The sequence below is a fragment of the Sphingobacterium sp. JUb20 genome (assembly GCF_004342035.1).
Classification (GTDB): Bacteria; Bacteroidota; Bacteroidia; order Sphingobacteriales; family Sphingobacteriaceae; genus Sphingobacterium; species Sphingobacterium anhuiense.
The window spans coordinates 321,328-340,449 of record NZ_SLYV01000006.1; the positions used below are offsets into that span (position 1 = coordinate 321,328).

The following is a 19,122-nucleotide window of genomic DNA, read 5'->3' on the forward strand; positions in this document are numbered from 1 at the left end:
ACTGTGTTTTCCACATGAGTTATTAACATTGTGTTAATAACTCATGTGGAAAACATCATATAGAGTATCAGATTCCGAAACCTCTCCCATCTTCAATCTTTTTCAGATCCATTCTATTACAGAAAATTACCACAATTTTTCGTTAGATTTAGTAATGGAAAAACTAAATCGTGAAGACATATCGATTGCAAGTAAGCATAGTAATCTTTCAAGAGAGCAGATAGAAAATCTTTTAGAAGAAAATGTCTATGTAAATACCAAAGACTGGAAGCGATTCTTAGATTTATTCTTACTTGTATTAGGAATTGGATTTGTTGTATCTGGCATTATATTTTTCTTTGCATTCAATTGGGCAGATTTAAACAAATTCATTAAAATCGGAATTATACTTCTTCTATTGGTTGCAACTGTACTTTGTGCACTTATATTAAAAATAAATGAAGTATATAGAAATACACTATTGACCGCTGCTTCCATGTTAGTCGGTGTATTATTTGCGGTATTTGGACAGATATACCAAACAGGAGCTAATGCCTATGACTTTTTTCTTGCCTGGACGATATTTATCACGATTTGGGTAATCGCAACACGATTTTATCCACTTTTCCTTCTCCATATAATTCTTATTAACACAACCATTTTCCTTTTCAACGATCAAGTTCTAAATAGTTTTGACCCCGTTAGTATGTCCACGCTACTATTCTTTATCAACGGTAGTGCGTTAACGGCCTTATTATCTCTAAATCATTATCGGAAAATACAGATACCACTATGGTTTAGAAATACGTTTACTCTTATTGTAACCTCAATTGCAACAATCGGTTTGTGTTACCTCATATTTGACTCAAGACTCCTAAACGGATTATTATTAATTTTTGGTACGCTAGCATGCTACTCTTACTACATCTATTATGCCTTACAGACAAAAAGTACATTTTTCATTGGAACCATAGCTTTCAGTATTTTAATTATCACTAATTGTCTGCTTATTAGAATCTTTGAAGATGAATTTATCTTGATCATCATCAGTCTTTTTGTAATAATAATGGTGACAGCCATTATTAAATTATTGTTAAATCTTCAAAGAAAATGGACCAATGAAAAATAAACAAGAAATACTAAACAAAATAGAACTATTGAGGAAAGGCAACGAGCCCAATTTTCAGATCAATATAAATGATACACTAGCGGCGTATCAACATCTGGAGGAAAACAGATCAAATCTGACTATAAAAATACTATCCATACTTGGAGTTATATTAAGTGTTTTAAGTTTTTTAGGAGCCTTATTTTTACTAAACATCTTAAACGACAAGTTGAATTTAATCATTTGTGGATCCATCTTTCTTGTTCTTTCTCTTTATTGCATTAAAAAATATAATGCCATTATCATTGATACCGCAAGTATTGCATTTTATATTGCGGGAGGATGGATGCTCATATATGGTTTCGATATCCATGATTTAAATTACATATTTATACTCTGTTTTATCATCAGCTTATGTACACTATTAATTGTACAACGCCACCTGTTATCTCTGTTAAATATACTTGGCATTATTTATTCCATAATAGCTTTAATCAATCACAATTATCAAAATATATTATTCATTACATTGATCAATGCTATTCTCATAATTGCATTGATCTATTTTTTATCACATGAAGCAGCTGCACTATCCAAACGAAATTTAATCAGTACAATCTATAATCCATTGCGCTTAGGGCTTATTCTTGCAACAGTAGCCACGACAGCATTCATTATACTATCACATTATGAGACTTACAACGAGCAAGTAAATAACACCTCATTCGCATTATATATATTATCGGTACTATATGCATTTGCAATTTTATGGGTGGTTTATAAAATCACAAGTAAATTTGAGATCACAACATCCAAAGTACTTTTTCCTACATATGCGCTTCTCATACTGATGCTAGGTTCAACAGTTATTAATCCCGGTATCGCATGTTCAATACTACTCATCTTAACTTGTTTTAATTATCAATATAGGATGGGTCTATCAATTGGTCTTATTTCCCTACTCCTTTCCTTATGGCATTTTTACTATAATCTAACCTTTTCATTATTGATAAAGTCATTGATTTTAGTTATTTCCGGACTGTTATTTTTAGCCATTTACTTTGTTATAAATTTAAACAAAATCAACAATGAAAAAATATAAAAACTGGATCATTGCAGTGAACTTATTGGCCATCATTGCTTATTTCGCTTTTACGATCCTGCAGAAGGAAAAAATTCTAAAAGAGGGTAAACTGATTCTTTTAGAGCTAGCACCTGTCGATCCGAGATCACTTATGCAAGGCGATTACATGCGCTTAAGATATAGTATAGCAGACAGTATAACGCCTTCTGAAGTGCCTCCACGTGGATACGTTGTTGTCAAATTAAATACTAAAGGTATAGCAAGTGGGGTTCGCTTGCAAAACAATACGACACCGCTAAAGAAAGACGAACTCTTAATCAAATACACTATGTCTAATAGACATAGTTTAAATATTGGTGCCGAATCCTTCTTTTTTCAAGAAGGGCATGCCACAAAATATGAACAAGCAAAGTTCGGAGGGATCAGAGTAGATAATAAAGGAAATAGTTTGTTAGTCGGGCTTTATGACGGGCGGGAAAAAATGATCAGGTAAAGCATAAAAAAGGCAATGAAAATAAATTCATTGCCTTCTTCTATATTGATATTACTCTTAATTATCCGTTTGATAATGCCGCTGCACCAGAAACAATCTCTGTTAATTCTGTTGTAATAGCAGCTTGACGTGCTTGGTTGTATGAAAGCTTCAATGCTTTTAACAAATCTCCAGCATTATCAGTTGCTTTGTCCATTGCAGTCATACGGGCACCATGCTCAGAAGCATGAGAATCCAAAATAGCCTTATACAATTGAATTTTAATAGCTTTAGGAATTAATTCCTCAATGATCTTCTCTTTCGAAGGTTCGATAATATAATCAACCTCAGCAGTTTTTTCCTTAGTCGAAAGGGTATCTTCCGTAGGAAGTAATGGTAAAATTTGTTCCGAAGTCAAGATTTGTACCGCTGCATTTCTGAATTGGTTATACACCACTTCTACACGGTCAAAGTTACCTTCTTTGAATTGTTCCATTACAAATTCAGTGATTTTTGAAGTATTCTCAAAATTTAAAGCACCGAATAAATCACTATGATTGGCAATAATATTATAAGCAGGCTTTTTAGCATAGAAATCATATCCTTTCTTACCTACAGTAATGATACTTACATCACCTTTACGTAATTGATCAGCATACTTTTCAGCAACTAAATTATTTGCAGTTTTGATTGCATTCGCATTAAAAGCACCAGCCAAACCTCTATTAGAAGAAACAACAATAATCAACACTTTATTTGGTTCACGATCTACCGTATAAGGAGAATTACTTCCTTCTACACTTGCAGATACATCTGCCAAAATTTCACGAAGTTTATTCGCATACGGACGCAATTGAACAATTGCATTAGTAGCGCGTTTTAGTTTCGCTGCAGATACCATTTTCATCGCTTTAGTAATCTGCTGTGTTGATGTTACCGATGCGATACGGATTCTTACTTCTTTTAAATTTGCCATATTTAATTTGAGATTTGAGTATTGAGTACTGTGTATTGAGTATAACTCGCTATACTCAATACTCTATACTCATATCTAATTAATATTTTGATGCTAAATCTTTAGCTACTGTTTCTAATACTGAAGTTAACTCATCTGAGAATTTACCTGCTTTAAAAGCATTTAAAACTTCTGGATGACGTTGCTCTAACAACGTTAAGTATTCTTCTTCAAATTCTCTCACTTTATTTACTGGAACTGAACGGAATAAACCTTTAGTACCTGCATAAATAATTGCTACTTGTTTTTCAACAGAAACCGGAGAGTATTGAGCTTGTTTCAAAATCTCAACGTTACGGATACCTTTGTCTAAAACTCCTTTAGTTGCTGCATCTAAATCAGAACCAAATTTCGCGAAAGCTTCTAGCTCACGGTATTGTGCCTGATCTAATTTCAATGTACCAGCTACCTTCTTCATCGGCTTAATCTGAGCATTACCCCCTACACGAGATACAGAAATACCTACGTTGATCGCTGGACGGATACCTGCGTTAAACAAGTTAGACTCCAAGAAAATCTGACCATCAGTAATTGAAATTACGTTTGTAGGAATATAAGCAGAAACGTCACCCGCTTGAGTCTCAATAATTGGAAGAGCAGTCAATGAACCACCACCTTTTACCAAGTGTTTGATAGACTCAGGAAGATCATTCATATTTCTAGCAATCTCATCAGAAGCATTGATTTTCGCAGCTCTTTCTAATAAACGGCTATGTAAGTAGAAAACGTCACCTGGGTATGCTTCACGTCCCGGAGGTCTTTTCAATAATAAAGAAACCTCACGGTAAGCTACCGCTTGTTTTGATAAATCATCATATACGATCAATGCTGGACGACCTGTATCACGGAAGAATTCTCCAATAGCAGCACCCGCCATTGGCGCGTAAAACTGTAATGGAGCTGGATCAGCTGCAGAAGCCGCAACAACAACTGTATAAGCCATAGCACCACGTTCCTCTAAAGTACGAACGATATTCGCAACTGTAGAGTTCTTTTGACCAATAGCAACATAAATACAGAATACTGGTTGACCAGCATCATAAAATTCCTTTTGGTTTAAGATTGTATCGATACATACTGCAGTCTTACCTGTCTGACGGTCACCGATTACTAGCTCACGCTGTCCACGACCTACTGGAATCATTGCATCGATCGCTTTGATACCTGTTTGTAATGGCTCCGTTACTGGCTGACGGAACAATACACCTGGAGCTTTACGCTCGATTGGCATTTCGTATGTCTCACCTGTAATAGGTCCTTTACCATCGATTGGCTGACCTAATGTATTTACAACACGTCCGCACATACCTTCACCTACTTTAATAGATGCAATACGATTAGTACGTTTAATAGTATCACCTTCTTTCACGATGTCTGAAGGACCTAAAAGTACAACACCAACGTTGTCTTCTTCTAAGTTTAATACGATACCTTGTAATCCGTTATCAAATTCAACCAATTCACCGGACTGAACTTTAGTTAAGCCGTAAATACGAGCAATACCGTCACCAATACTAAGTACGGTACCAACTTCCTCTAGTTCGGCTTCTGATTTAAAGCCCGACAATTGTTCTCTTAAAACTGCCGAAACCTCATCTGGTCTTACCTCTATCATTGTTATTATTATAAGGGGTTCTTGATTTTGTTAAATGCTAAAATCAACACTAAACGCGTTGACCTTCAAAATATCTTTCTAATCTATTTAATTTACCTGCAATACTTGCATCATATTGTTTGTCACCAATAGTGATTACAAACCCACCGATCAAAGATTGATCAACTTTATTTGTAATCAAAACCTGCGCATTAACTTGATTTGCAATTGTTGCTTTTAATTCTGATAAATTAGTATCAGAAAGTGGTGCTGCAGATATCACTGTAGCTTTTACAATTCCTTTTACTTCATTGTACTCGCGAACAAATTCATGAGCAGCAGCCTCGATCACTTCAGCACGACCTTTTTCAATCATGATCTTGAAGAATGATAAAATAGCAGGATTGATTTTATCTTTAAATAATGCCTCTAAGATATTTACTTTCTTGTCCAATTTAATAATTGGATTAGACAATACTGCACGTAGCTCAGGATTAGCTTTCAAAACCTCGATGAATTGATCCATATCCGTTTTGATAGCGTCCAAACTACCTTGTTCTTTTGCCAAATCAATTAATGATTTCGCATATCTTGATGCTACTTTAAATACTGACATACTTCTTTAATGATAAAATTTGAATGACCGATTAGTTTACTTTCACGTCTTTAAGCAAATCTGCAATTAACGTTTCTTGCTTATTTTGGTCTTCAAATTCTTTGCTTAATACTTTACGAGCAATATCCAATGCCAAAGTAGAAACTTGATTCTTTACTTCTGCCATTGCTTTGTTTTTTTGCTCATTGATTTCAATTGATGCTTGAGCTATCATCTTAGCACCTTCAGTATGGGCTACATTTTTTGCTTCAGCAACAATCTTATCTTTCATTTCTTTAGCCTCTTTCAAGATTAGATCACGTTCTACACGAGCTTCCTTTAGTAAGGATTCGTTTTCATTGGTTAAGCGCGCCATCTCTAATTTAGCTTTTTCAGCAGATTCCAAAGCATCAGAAATACCTTGTTCACGTTCTGCTAAAGCAGCGATGATAGGTTTCCAAGCAAATTTACCTAATAAAAAGATAATGATTAATAAGATGATGACTTGCCAGAAAAACAAACCAAATGAAAACTGTTCTATTAATTTTTCCATTGATGTATGATAATATTTTTTGTATTTCGTCTAATTGAAAGTATTATTTATGACCAACCGTCATAAATAATACTTTTAAATTCATTGGGTGATTATTTACCTAATAATAACGCACCGAAAGCTAAACCTTCTAATAAGGCTCCGATAATGATCATCGCAGTTTGGATTTTAGATGCTGCTTCTGGTTGACGTGCGATAGCTTCCATTGCTGAACCACCGATTTTACCTAGACCTAATCCTGCTCCGATAACGATTAAACCCGCTCCAATTAAATTGTACATAATAAATGATTTAAATATAATTAAACAAAAAATTTCTTAGTGATGTGCTTCGTTGTGCTCTTCAACAGCCATTCCAATAAATAGCGATGACAACATCGTGAAGATAAACGCTTGTAAAAATGCTACTAATATTTCAATTACCATCAGGAAAGTTGTCAATAGCATAGACACCCCGATACTACCTCCCAATGTTAATTGTTGTTGCAATACATAAACAATTGCAATCAATCCCATAATAACAGTGTGTCCAGCTGTAATATTGGCAAACAAACGAACCATTAGAGAGAATGGTTTTGTAAACATTCCTAATACTTCAATTGGTGCCAAAACAAATTTAAAAGGAACTGGTACTCCTGGCATCCAGAAAATATGCTTCCAGTAGTCCTTATTTGCTTTAATATTCACAAATAAAAATGTAAAGATTGCTAAACATATCGTTACTGAAATATTACCTGTAACATTGAATCCCAGCGGTGTTAAACCTAATAGGTTTAAAACTAGAATTAAGAAGAAAACAGACAATAAGTACGGCATAAATTCTCTATAACGATGTCCAATATTTGGAACCGCCATCTCGTCACGTACATATAAAACTAAAGGTTCTAACACGCGACCTGCACCCTTAGGTAAATTATTCGCTCCCTTTTTGTATGTTTTTGCTAGGCCAATAAATCCCCAGAATAACAAAACAGTTGCTAAAATTAAACCCACAACATTTTTAGTAATTGATAGATCTAATGCCTTAGCATTTGTCGGGTGATGGTGTTCATCATAATTAAGTGTACCGGTAGCATCTGTTTTGTAGATTTTACCATGGTATAATTTATAAAACTGTCCATCTTTTTCAACGGTATTTTTACCAAAATCAAATTCTGAGGACATAAAAATTTTAACACCCCCGTCAATGATAATCACTGGCAAAGGAAATCCATAAGTCTTACCTTCTTTTTTATCTGTATACAAAGAGAAATAATGATCGTCTTGTAAGTGGTGATCAATATACTCATCTATTTCCTCCCGCTGAGTTTTTGGCTCTTCTGCGTGAGTTGAAATCTCAGCTGTATGAGACTCAGATGCCTTTACTAAAAATGGACTAACAGCAAATAAAATTACTGCAAAAAAAAGAAATGCTTTCTTAACGCTCCCCATGTTCTGTTTTTTATTTTTGCGCAAAAATACAATATTATTTGTCATTTTTTGCGATTAATTTGAACTTTTTATTAAAACTACTTATTGACTGATTCCACTTCTTTATTAATGACCTTAAAAGCAACTAATACGTCAAAAAACAAGTATAGAAAAAATACGATTAAAAAATTATATTCGAATATATCATCGGACGAATGATTCAATCCTCCTCTAAAAAAAACATAACTTAATGCTGCTTTTAACGTAATTAGGCACAAAAAAATGAAACCTATATTTTTAGGCATTACGGAATCGGAGATCAGGATAACAATTAATACAACTAATGAAGCAACAGATTCAAATGCGTATAAACTATACAATTCAAAACCAGTTAAACTTTTAAAATCAGCAATCCCAAAAGAGGGTAGTGCAAAGTAGTGCGCCCCAAAGAGGACCGCAGTAAAAATTAGAAGTATTGCAATAAATTTAATGTAATTATTCATCCCTGTTCAATCGATTAGCTTCTCGTATAAAATGATAAAGTGAGGCGAAAATACCTATAAATGTGCATATTTTCATGGCAAGACCATTAGAAAAATGGTATTTCTCATCTAGCCAGGTGCCTAACATATACATCAAATAAATTGTGACTCCCATTTGCAGAGGCAATGAGATAAAAACCATCCACTTATTTGGGTTTTTATTAGACTTTCCCATGGCTATTTATAGCTAACTTTTACAAACATACACATATTTTGAAACATCTTAATCATGAACTGGATTTTCTAAAACTTTTTGTCCGATTTTAATATGCGGATAGTCTATACTCGCTCCCAGCATCATCTTTAATTCTGACGAAGATTTACCTGGATGTGCTTTTATGGTATTAATGATGAGATCCAGCTTATCCTGTTCAATCAATTCTGTGGCCTCCACTTCTGTCCCAACAAAATGAATAAGATGTCCATAAATTGTTCCCGCTACCATACCTCTTTTCACCGCGATCTCTTCAATACTAGCACCATCCTTGTAGAGTTCAAGAGTTACCTGCTTTGTATCCAACTTTTTAGAGCTCTCCCCCTCTTCACTTTGCACGACTAAATCTTCTTTTTCTTTTGTCTTTGACTGCTCCTGCACCTGTTCCAAAGCTTCCTGAAAATTATCTTTTTTAGATAATGCATCTGCGATAATCAAACACTGCTGAAGTTGCTCACGCTTACGCTTAAAATCCAACAACAGTTCTTTAGCCTCATCAATGTATTTTTTAGTTCGTTTCTTAATCTGCCATTCCTTAATATGCTGTTCCAACGCATCAACGAGATCATGATCCATCTTAGGTAAGAACCAATTGACCGCTGAAGTCGTACGGTCACAGATCAAAGCGTAGTCTACATGTTGATCTGTTTTTTTTAAAAGCTCATATAATTGTGTAATGAATTTATGTGCTACTTTTTCTTGTGTGAGCAGATTTGACTGTATGGTAGACCAAAAAGCCTCTGCCTCCACTTTATTATCGATATTACGATCAGCTAATGCAATAACTTGCTCTTGACATGAAGTAGTTAGATAATCCCAGCGAAAACATTGAATTAGGTTTTGTGCCAAATAAGACCTCTGACACTGTTCCAATATTTCTTTAATATCGGTTTGAAAAGAAGAGCGCAATGCAAAATCAACAACCTGACTATCTGTTCTAATTGCGTAGGTCGGTATAATGGATTTCAGGACCAACCCTTTTAAACTCGTCAATCTACTTAATGCAACATAAACCTGTCCTGCAGCAAATGAAGTACCCGCATCTATAATTGCTTTATCAAATGTCAGACCCTGGCTCTTGTGAATAGTAATCGCCCAAGCTAACCGCAACGGAAACTGTGAAAATGTCCCCAGTACTTCTTCTTTGATCTGATCCTGCCCTTTATCATAGTTGTATTTGATATTTTCCCAAGTTTCTCGCTTAGCCGTCACATCCTCACTTCCATCGGGGAATTTAACAACCACAGTTCCAGCTTGCAAATTTATATCTTTCACAGTACCGATCTTACCATTATAATATTTCCGATCCTCACCCGTATCATTACGTATAAACATCACCTGGGCACCAATTTTCAAAGAAAGAATCTCTTCTGCGGGATAAGATCCTTGAGAAAAATCATCTTTAACAACAGCTTTTAAATTCAGCATCTTACCAGACAGATTAGCCAATGCTTTTCCATTAATATCATCAGCATTTCGATTATGTGAAGTAAGCGTAATAAACTGCTCTCCTTCCTTTGGCTCAAAATCTGGCTTATAGTAGGTATTCAATTCTTTCAACATTTCGCTATCACAGTTATTATTTCGAATTGCGTTTAATATGGAAATAAAACCTTCATCCTGCTGTCTATAAATCTTATCTAACTCTAATAAAATCGGTGGATTGTCACGAAGAACCTTAGCATTAAAAAAGAATACAGAGCTGTAGTGATTTCGCAAAACCTGCCACTCATGATCACGCACTACGGGTGGTAATTGATAAAGATCGCCGATAAAAAGTAATTGTAAACCTCCAAATGGTCGCATATCACGACGCACAGATTGCAGAATAACATTAATAGCATCTAATGTATCAGCCCGAACCATCGATACCTCATCAATCACCAATAATTCCAATTCTTGAAGAATCGTCCGACGCTGTTTAGTTAGTTTAATAGTACTGAATAAGCGGCTTTTATTATAAATATGTCCATCCTGTTCATCCCATTTCAGCTCGTGATCTTCTATAAAAGTTCCGAAAGGCAACCAAAAAAGTGAATGAAGGGTTGTTCCTCCCGCATTCATAGCGGCAACACCTGTTGGCGCGGTGATCGCCATTTTTTTATAACTATGATCACGTATATATTTCAGAAATGTCGTTTTTCCGGTCCCTGCTTTTCCTGTAAGAAAAACATGTTGATTTGTCTGATTAACAAAAGCAACAGCTTGCATAAAAGACGTATTTTCACGATCTATTTTAATTTCTGACATACTGATAATTTTAATATAGGATTACAAAACTAATCAAATATTTTGAGAGGATATAATCATAGCACACTTCAAATAGGACGTATGCAACTTCTAATAAATATCAGATTCAGATGAAACCAAACGTAACTAGAAATAAAAACAATAGCTAAATTGTAAACAAAAAAAATATCGCTAAAACGTTTATGCACTTTTTATTTAAAAGATTTTATTTATATTTAGCACTAAAATAACCGTACATTCTTACTAAGACACATATTTATGGTAACTGATAAATCAACGCTATTTGAGGAATTAGATAAAGCGTTAAAAGAAAAAGGATTTGAAATTGATAAATCAGATCAGACAAGACCCTGGGGAGGTTTCTTTGTAATCAACGAAGATCAAGCACAAAAATTTGCCGATGAGTATTTCGACGGATTAGATGTAAAAGATCTAAAAATTTCTGGCAAATTAAGTCCAAAAATTCTCGTTGTAGCTCCCGAAAAAAGATTATCATGGCAGTATCACCACCGTCGTGCCGAAATTTGGAAAGTAATTCACGGAACTGTGGGCGTTATGGTATCGGATACAGATGACGAATCAGTTGTACAAACGCTAACAGCAGGTAGTGTCATCAAACTTCGTCAAGGTCAGCGCCACCGATTAATCGGATTAGATGGTTACGGTATATTAGCTGAAATATGGCAACATACCGATATCGAAAATCCTTCAAACGAAGACGATATTGTTCGTGTTCAAGATGATTTTGGTAGATAAAATAATCGTTTCAAATTATTATTTCTTATCATCACGAAAACTCGGAAATTAGCTTTCCGAGTTTTTTTTATCCCAAACTCAATAGATTGATTTATATCCCTCCTAGCCTATCCCTTATCATTAAATAGATTACAATTAAATTTCGGATTACCCGACAGAGCAATCGTGATATAAAATAAATGTTTTAAAAATGTAGTAATATGAATCAAGATTACCATTTTTTATTATTTTTACTAGACTTAACTAACAAAAATTATGACTGATCAAGGAAACAATAAAAGCTATAGTATATTGGATAGTCTTAAAAAGCTAATTTTTACAGATCAGGAAGAGACTCAGCTCAAAACCCCGTCTCCCGATATCCAAAAAAATCCACCCGCTACAGAAATAAAAGATTATTCAACAGCCCCCGAAATAAAAACAGTTTCAAACCAGCAGCCTCCAGCCATACCCATTACAGCCAATGACGGATCCACCGATATTAAACAAATGAAACTGAAGGTGCTCGGAATACTGGAAAGACTCAATGAACAAGGATTAGACTTTTTTGAGGTATGGAATGCTGCGGCTGCAATGGGAAAAGTAGACGAAACAACACTGAAAGCAGCCTATACTTCGCTTAAGTTTGTTGATAATACTTTAACAAAGGACAAGCTGAAAACAACTGGCACTAATTATGCTAACAAACTGAAAGAAACCATAGCCAAAGAAACACAGCAAAAAGAATCGGAAAAGCATAAAGCAGAACAAGACCGTGAATTTGAAAAGACAACCTTAAATAATGAAATAAAAACATTGACCGATAGCATTGCAAAGCTTCAGGATGATTTGAAAAAGAAACAAATTACCCTAGCCCAGATTAATGATAAATATGAGCCAAAACTAAAAGAGATAGAGCAAAAGATATCAATTGGAAACGCCGCTGTCAATGAAGTCGTCAATGATATACAAACAACCTTAGCAATTATAGAAAGGTCAATCTCATAAGATATAAACCAATGGAAAAGAAAGAACAGTACATTAATATTCCAGCTGAAATAAAATCACAGCTACCAATTTTTCAAGTATTAGGAGACCATCTGCCTGCTCAGATGCAAACACCAGAAGCCAAAAAGACAATCTCCAGTATATTCTTCTGGGCATTGGTTATTGGCGGAGCAATTGCTTTTTTCAAGTTTTTACCCGTCATGCTTGAATATGCCGCTAAAAGTATTTTGTTCGTAATATTCAGTATTTTATTAATAACCTTATTACTATTAGCGCCAAAAATTATTCAGCTATTACATCGCTTTGGCACTGTCCTTTTATTTAAAGGCGAAAAAGCCATTATTCGTAATAATCCAATAGAGACCTTACAGCTTTTATCAAAAGACGCAAAAGATACCTTAAAAAGAGTAAAAGAAAAAATAAGTAATGTAGATGGCGTTCGTATCGATATGATTCAAAGCGGTGAAACCGCACAAAAAACAGCAGAAGAAAAATACATTTATGCAAAACGTTTCACTGCAGAAGCGGCAAGTCAAGATGAAAATGCCCAAAATGAATCGAAAAATAACAATACGGAGAAAGCGAATGCTTATATGCGAAATGCAAAAGAAACACGGACAAAAGCATTTCTCTTAGGAAAAGAAGGAGAGTCTGAAGAGCAAAATGCGAGAAGCTATGTACAGTATGCCAATCAATTTGCGAAGGTACTAGAAGTACTAAAAGATAATGAAAGTGCTGCTCGAATTTATGTAAGTACCCTAGACAGCAGTATTTCGATTATCTCAAAAAAACTAGAAGCTACTCAAAAGATGAAAAATGCTACAGAAGGGCTTGCCGATGTCTTTAATATAAAAGACGGTTGGGCTTTCCAAGAAGCCATGAATGCCGCAACAGGAGCCATCAGCCAAAATATTGCTTCGATCAGATCAAACCTTGACTTTTTAGATCAAAACAATAACATAACAGTAGGAGGAGCTCCTACCCAAGTAGAATTAGAAGAATTTATCCGTAAAGTAGATGAACGAAATTTGAAAGTACTGAATGTAAGCCAGATGGCAGACGCAAGTTATGAACTCAAACCGGAAGAAAAAATAGATAAGGGATTTACATTATTAGATTAATCAATTTAAAAAAAACACACTATAATTATGGAAGAAAAATCAACATGGGCTAGATTACGTTGGCCAATTAAAGCAATAATTATTGCAATCCCATTACTGGCTCTGGGCTATTGGGCTTTCGATTCTGGTAAATTTGATGGACAGTCAACGAGCACCTCCGATACCACAGCTATTAATATATCGTCCAATCCATCGAAACAATCAACTGACGATAAAAGAACATTTAACTATCAACCTGAAAAACCTGTAAATGGTGAATATAAAGGAGTAATCGAAGTCGGAGCCTCAGGTTTCAATTCTTTTGTCGTAAATATCGATAAGCAGAATCACTGGGAAATCATTTCCAAGGATTTTGGCAAATCATTTGTCTATGAAGGTCTAGCCAGTACAGAAGATATCCGGAAAGGACTTAAAGACTACATTGGAACTATGTTTGACAAAGGTGTTAAATCAAAAAACATACACTTTGTCATCAGCTCCGGCGCACAAAAAGAACCTAAGACAGCAGTTATTGTTTCCGAACTAAAGAAAATGGGATTTGTTGTTAATTTAGTAACAGCAGAACAAGAAGGTAAATTAGCACTAAAATGCGTACTTCCTCCTTCTTATCAGGACAATTCCTTTGTCGTAGATATTGGCTCAGGTAATACTAAAATTTCATGGGTTGCTGGTGAAACAAAATCACTTGAAGCACCAGGTGCGAAATACTACGAAAAGAACTTAAAAGATGAAGATGTTTATACTGAAGTAAAAACGTTAACAGCAAAAATTCCTGCAGCCAACAGAGAAATCTGTTTTATCATAGGGGGAGTGCCATTTGAATTGGCCCAACAAACACGTACTGGCGAAGAACGTTTCACAGTATTAAATAATCCAGAAACCTATAATACCGATAAAGTAAAAATCAAAAGTGGGGTAAATATCTATAAAGCAATTAAAGATGCTACGAACTGCGATACCTTTGTATTTGACTGGGATGCCAACTTTACAATAGGCTTCTTACTTTCTTTAAACAAATAAAGCTATCGATCATATCATAAAAAATGGTCTTATTGTATTTTCAATAAGACCATTTTTTAGTTATAACAAAATTATCCCATTTGGCTTAACAAAACAACTAGAATTATTACAAACAATATCAAGAGCGCAATCTTCCAAAAGCTATATGGTCGTTGTCCATAAACCTTACCGTTAAATGCGTTAACCATAATCTGATAACTTTTACCCTTATATCGATAAGCCGACAGCCAAACCGGAAGTAAGATATACTTTAGCCTGATATCCTTATAAACAGAATCAATATCGTCAATCCTTTGCGTATCTCCGCCGATATCCGATCTGACGGTATCAGCGATCTCATCATCCATAATTTTTTTGGCGGCATGAGCACCAGCCACATGATCAATACTAAAGGTTTCTGCGATAAATCCGCTAAGATATTGATCATTGAAAGGCTTCAGATATTCCATATTCCAAGGACCTATTTTTGAAGCAAAATTATTAGGTAATGACGTTGAAGCACTAACTATAACATCTTTAAATCGGTTAAAAACACGTCCAGAAGCATAATACCATCTGGTCTGTTGCTCCTCATAGGTCTCTGTTTTGCCATCAGCAGTTCTTCTAGTTCTAGTGACATAATAATATTCACCTCGTTGCCCCTCATAAGAAGAACTCGCTTCGGCATCATAACTCCAAAAAGGAATATAAACACCTTTCAACCTATTATTTTGCGCACTAAAAATTCGCTTAAAATCATTGGGAGCAAACCATAAACCTCCAGCCCATTTTTTAAAAAGCGGAAATGCCTTATTCTCCTCAATAAAAAACGGAATCACCCCATGTGGTTTTACAATACGTTTTTCTTGATGGTCAATCACCAAAGGAGAAGCGCAAAAAGCACATAAATCTGCTGTAACATGCGGATCTAATGTAGAATTGGCTCCACAGTTTTGACAATGCACCACCTCAGCAGCAACCGTAAACCGAGCGTCATGAATATCTTGCATCGCTGCTGTAAATTCTTCATAATCAACCGGACTGATAACTTGGTTCGTTAAGTCACTTTCCTTAATCTGATTTTCAGTACCACAGTAAGCACATTTTAGATATGACGTTCCTGGTTGGTAAGCTAAAATCGCCCCACAACCCTGACACTTTAAATCCTGACTAACTTCCGTTGTCTTTTCCTCAAAACTCATAAACAGAATCTATGCCCCCGGAATTGGCGGAGGGCCAGCATTAAACAAGCTTGTCAATTCGTCAATTTCACGCGCTTCAATCCAATTTTCCAGCCCAGCTTTCCAAACGAGTGTAGAAGAAACTAGTTTGCCGCTTCTTACATCGTCTTTCAGCTGATCAATCAAAAAAGGTCCTTCTTGAACACCATTAATCGCTAGAAAATACTGAACCGCTTGCGGTATCGCCGGTGGTGCCACCGATGGAGAGGCACCCGTCGGATTATTGCCTTCAAATTTATTCTGTTGAAATACACCTGACATCTGGCCAGCCATTCCGGCACCTAATCCAACACCCAATCCTGCGCCCATAAGACCTCCGCCATTGGGGTTTTCAGCAGCTTTTTCCATGGAATTAGCTGCTTGAAATTGAGCATAAGCACCTAAATTTCCAACAATACCCATACTGCTTCTTTTATCCAATACCTTTTCAACTTCTTCAGGCAATGAAATATTCTCAATTAGAAATTTATTTAGATTCAAACCGATCTCTTCAAATTCAGGACGTATTTTCTCTTGTATAAAGTTGGATACCTCATCATAATGAGAAGCTAGGTCTAAGACAGCAATTTTTGACTCTGCAATTGCATCCATCCCTCTGGTTACAGCGATATTTCGAAGTTGCTCATTAATACTTTCAACCGTAAAAGTTGGATTAGTCGACGCAATTTGCTTTAAGAAGACAGCAGCATCTTTAACCTGAAAAGCGTAAGATCCAAAGGCCCTAAGCCGTATAGGACCAAACTCAGCATCCCGTAACATAATAGGATTTTTAGTACCCCATTTTTGATTAGTAAACTGACGCAAACTTATGAAAAACACATCTGCTTTAAATGGACTATTGAATCCATATTTCCACCCTTGGAGGGTCGTCATGATAGGCATATTCTGAGTTGTCAGCACATGTCTACCCGCAGTAAAGACATCCGCAATCACCCCCTCATTCATAAACACAGCAACTTGTCCTTCTCGTACTGTTAACTGCGAATTCATTTTTATTTCATTCTGATACCGTGGAAATTTCCAGACTATAGTATCAGGACTATCATCTACCCATTCAATGATATCGATAAACTCATTCCGTATTTTATCAAATAAGCCCATAATTTCTATTTATAATGTTTCCTAAATTTAAGTAAATAATAGGGAATGCAATATAAATATTTATACAATTTATTGGAGAACAATTACACAAACGCTCCTCTAGAGAGATCTTCCATTCTAAATAAATGTTTTCAGATCGTGACTGCACTTATTTAATCTTTATTTTGCTATTTTTGCTACACACCGAAGAATAATTAAAAAACATGAGTACTTATAACGAAGATAGTATACGTTCCCTCGATTGGAAAGAACATATTCGCTTACGTCCCGGTATGTATATTGGGAAATTAGGAGATGGTTCTGCTTACGACGATGGTATTTATGTCTTATTAAAAGAAGTAGTCGACAACTCTATTGATGAGTTTGTGATGGGAGCTGGAAAAACGATCGATATTACGGTCAACGATAATAAAGTCGCTGTTCGGGATTACGGACGTGGAATTCCCATTGGTTCTGTCGTAGATGTAGTATCCAAAATCAATACCGGAGGTAAATACGATAGCAAAGCCTTTCAAAAGTCTGTAGGTCTTAATGGTGTCGGTACTAAAGCTGTCAATGCTTTGTCTGGACAGTTCACGGTACAATCGTACCGCGAAAAAGTAACCCGTATCGCACAGTTTAGTAAAGGTGAGTTACTATCAGATGAAGAAAAAGAAACAACACAGCGTAATGGTACCGCAGTTATATTTTACCCGGATGAGACCATCTTTAGAAATTACAAATATCGTTTAGAGTTTGTGGAAAACATGATCTGGAATTATGTTTTTTTAAATTCTGGATTAACTATCAATTTCAATGGACAGAAATTCATCTCTGAAAATGGTCTAAAAGATTTATTAGAGCGGAATATTGACACCGAATCCATGCGTTATCCTATCATTCACCTAAAGGGTGAGGATATTGAAATCGCGATTACCCACGGACAGCAATACGGTGAAGAATACTACTCTTTTGTCAATGGACAACATACAACGCAAGGAGGAACACACCAAGCAGCGTTTCGCGAAGCCTTAGTGAAGACAATCCGTGAGTTCTATAAAAAAGAATTTGAAGCATCAGACGTACGGTCATCTATCATTGGCGCGATCGCAATCAAAGTGCAAGAGCCGGTCTTTGAATCACAGACCAAGACAAAACTTGGTTCCCAAAGCATCGGTCCAGATGGTCCAACTGTAAGAACATTTATCAATGACTTTCTAAAAAAAGCATTGGACGATTACCTGCATAAAAATTCAGATACAGCGGACGCTCTGTTAAAACGTATCTTACAATCGGAAAGAGAACGTAAAGATATTGCCGGTATTAAAAAACTTGCAAATGAACGTGCCAAGAAAGCTTCGTTACACAACCGTAAATTACGCGATTGTAAGGTCCATTTCTCCGATAAAAACGAACGTAATCAGGAAACAACCTTATTTATCACCGAGGGGGATTCAGCTTCAGGTTCAATTACTAAATCTAGAGATGTACAGACACAAGCTGTTTTTAGTTTAAAAGGAAAACCTTTAAACTCTTACGGCATGTCTAAAAAAATTGTCTATGAAAATGAAGAGTTCAATTTACTGCAACATGCTTTAAATATTGAAGACGGTTTAGATGGCTTACGTTATAACAACATTGTATTTGCTACAGATGCCGATGTAGACGGTATGCACATCCGCTTACTTCTCTTGACATTTTTCCTTCAGTTTTTTCCTGATTTAGTAAAGGCTGGTCACGTGTCTATCTTACAGACACCCTTGTTCCGTGTACGGAATAAAAAAGAAACCATATATTGCTATTCCGATGAAGAAAGACAACGCGCAATTGCAAAATTAGGAAATAAGCCCGAAATTACCCGATTTAAAGGACTTGGAGAGATTTCCCCTTCCGAATTTGGTTTATTTATCGGAAAAGATATGCGCTTAGACCCTGTCTTCTTATCTAAAGACAATAAAATACAGCAACTTTTAGAATACTATATGGGTAAAAACACTCCCGATAGACAAAAACATATCGTCAATAATCTTCGTGTAGAACTAGATCTAGAAGAAGAATTAGCCAAACTGGCGAAATTAGAAAAACAAGCGGGTTAAGACCGCTTGTTTTTCTTTCATATTATC

19 protein-coding genes are annotated in these 19,122 nt (G+C 35.6%); 8 read left to right on the forward strand and 11 right to left on the reverse strand.

Annotated features, from left to right (window positions below; genetic code table 11):
* Window positions 1-43: 43 nt before the first annotated feature.
* The 3 genes from EDF66_RS12565 to EDF66_RS12575 are packed head-to-tail and all read left to right on the forward strand — an operon-like array spanning window position 44 to window position 2,664.
* Complete coding sequence (locus EDF66_RS12565; protein ID WP_132843012.1) at window positions 44-1,108, forward strand: DUF2157 domain-containing protein; 1,065 nt, start codon at window positions 44-46, stop codon at window positions 1,106-1,108.
* Window positions 1,098-2,189: a DUF4401 domain-containing protein gene (locus EDF66_RS12570; RefSeq protein ID WP_132843014.1), complete on the forward strand. Its 1,092-nt coding sequence runs from the start codon at window positions 1,098-1,100 to the stop codon at window positions 2,187-2,189. Before EDF66_RS12565 ends, EDF66_RS12570 begins: the two co-directional genes overlap by 11 nt.
* Window positions 2,176-2,664: a GDYXXLXY domain-containing protein gene (locus EDF66_RS12575; RefSeq protein WP_132843016.1), complete on the forward strand. Its 489-nt coding sequence runs from the start codon at window positions 2,176-2,178 to the stop codon at window positions 2,662-2,664. The genes EDF66_RS12570 and EDF66_RS12575 overlap by 14 nt, the downstream gene beginning before the upstream one ends.
* Before the next feature lie 61 nt (window positions 2,665-2,725).
* Here the strand turns inward: EDF66_RS12575 and atpG are convergent, their stop codons facing one another.
* The 9 genes from atpG to EDF66_RS12615 all read right to left on the reverse strand — a co-directional run bounded on the left by atpG (window position 2,726) and on the right by EDF66_RS12615 (window position 10,815).
* Complete coding sequence (atpG, locus tag EDF66_RS12580; protein WP_021188670.1) at window positions 2,726-3,619, reverse strand: ATP synthase F1 subunit gamma; 894 nt, start codon at window positions 3,617-3,619, stop codon at window positions 2,726-2,728.
* A gap of 79 nt (window positions 3,620-3,698) precedes the next feature.
* On the reverse strand, window positions 3,699-5,273 hold the full coding sequence (atpA, locus tag EDF66_RS12585) for a F0F1 ATP synthase subunit alpha (RefSeq protein WP_021188669.1): 1,575 nt from the start codon (window positions 5,271-5,273) through the stop codon (window positions 3,699-3,701).
* Between the two features lie 49 nt (window positions 5,274-5,322).
* A complete protein-coding gene (locus tag EDF66_RS12590) occupies window positions 5,323-5,868 on the reverse strand; it encodes a F0F1 ATP synthase subunit delta (protein ID WP_021188668.1) in 546 nt (181 codons plus the stop codon).
* A gap of 31 nt (window positions 5,869-5,899) precedes the next feature.
* Window positions 5,900-6,400: a F0F1 ATP synthase subunit B gene (locus EDF66_RS12595; protein ID WP_021188667.1), complete on the reverse strand. Its 501-nt coding sequence runs from the start codon at window positions 6,398-6,400 to the stop codon at window positions 5,900-5,902.
* Between the two features lie 92 nt (window positions 6,401-6,492).
* A complete protein-coding gene (atpE, locus tag EDF66_RS12600; protein ID WP_021188666.1) occupies window positions 6,493-6,681 on the reverse strand; it encodes an ATP synthase F0 subunit C in 189 nt (62 codons plus the stop codon).
* A 36-nt stretch (window positions 6,682-6,717) separates the two neighbouring features.
* Window positions 6,718-7,875 carry a F0F1 ATP synthase subunit A gene (gene atpB, locus EDF66_RS12605; protein ID WP_232789408.1) on the reverse strand — a complete coding sequence of 386 codons (1,158 nt, stop codon included), beginning with the start codon at window positions 7,873-7,875 and terminating at the stop codon, window positions 6,718-6,720.
* 32 nt (window positions 7,876-7,907) lie between these two features.
* Window positions 7,908-8,312: a hypothetical protein gene (locus EDF66_RS26100; RefSeq protein ID WP_165902430.1), complete on the reverse strand. Its 405-nt coding sequence runs from the start codon at window positions 8,310-8,312 to the stop codon at window positions 7,908-7,910.
* Window positions 8,305-8,526, reverse strand: a complete 222-nt coding sequence (locus tag EDF66_RS12610) for an AtpZ/AtpI family protein (protein ID WP_021188663.1) — start codon at window positions 8,524-8,526, stop codon at window positions 8,305-8,307. The genes EDF66_RS26100 and EDF66_RS12610 overlap by 8 nt, the downstream gene beginning before the upstream one ends.
* 48 nt (window positions 8,527-8,574) lie before the next feature.
* Window positions 8,575-10,815 carry a helix-turn-helix domain-containing protein gene (locus EDF66_RS12615; protein ID WP_132843017.1) on the reverse strand — a complete coding sequence of 747 codons (2,241 nt, stop codon included), beginning with the start codon at window positions 10,813-10,815 and terminating at the stop codon, window positions 8,575-8,577.
* A 258-nt stretch (window positions 10,816-11,073) separates the two neighbouring features.
* On the opposite strand from EDF66_RS12615, the gene EDF66_RS12620 reads away from it, so the two are divergent.
* The 4 genes from EDF66_RS12620 to EDF66_RS12635 all read left to right on the forward strand — a co-directional run bounded on the left by EDF66_RS12620 (window position 11,074) and on the right by EDF66_RS12635 (window position 14,699).
* Complete coding sequence (locus EDF66_RS12620; RefSeq protein WP_021188662.1) at window positions 11,074-11,571, forward strand: phosphomannose isomerase; 498 nt, start codon at window positions 11,074-11,076, stop codon at window positions 11,569-11,571.
* Between the two features lie 255 nt (window positions 11,572-11,826).
* Window positions 11,827-12,558 carry a hypothetical protein gene (locus tag EDF66_RS12625; protein ID WP_132770998.1) on the forward strand — a complete coding sequence of 244 codons (732 nt, stop codon included), beginning with the start codon at window positions 11,827-11,829 and terminating at the stop codon, window positions 12,556-12,558.
* A gap of 11 nt (window positions 12,559-12,569) precedes the next feature.
* Window positions 12,570-13,679 carry a hypothetical protein gene (locus tag EDF66_RS12630; protein WP_021188659.1) on the forward strand — a complete coding sequence of 370 codons (1,110 nt, stop codon included), beginning with the start codon at window positions 12,570-12,572 and terminating at the stop codon, window positions 13,677-13,679.
* Between the two features lie 27 nt (window positions 13,680-13,706).
* Window positions 13,707-14,699, forward strand: coding sequence for a hypothetical protein (locus EDF66_RS12635; RefSeq protein WP_132770999.1), 993 nt, complete (start codon window positions 13,707-13,709; stop codon window positions 14,697-14,699).
* Window positions 14,700-14,770: 71 nt separating this feature from the next.
* On the opposite strand, the gene EDF66_RS12640 is transcribed toward EDF66_RS12635, so the two are convergent.
* Entirely contained in the window at window positions 14,771-15,880 is a 1,110-nt protein-coding gene (locus EDF66_RS12640; RefSeq protein ID WP_132843019.1) for a zinc finger domain-containing protein, read from the reverse strand.
* A gap of 9 nt (window positions 15,881-15,889) precedes the next feature.
* Window positions 15,890-17,020 carry an SPFH domain-containing protein gene (locus EDF66_RS12645; protein ID WP_132843021.1) on the reverse strand — a complete coding sequence of 377 codons (1,131 nt, stop codon included), beginning with the start codon at window positions 17,018-17,020 and terminating at the stop codon, window positions 15,890-15,892.
* A gap of 203 nt (window positions 17,021-17,223) precedes the next feature.
* On the opposite strand from EDF66_RS12645, the gene EDF66_RS12650 reads away from it, so the two are divergent.
* Window positions 17,224-19,095, forward strand: coding sequence for a DNA topoisomerase IV subunit B (locus EDF66_RS12650; protein ID WP_021188656.1), 1,872 nt, complete (start codon window positions 17,224-17,226; stop codon window positions 19,093-19,095).
* Window positions 19,096-19,122 lie beyond the last annotated feature (27 nt).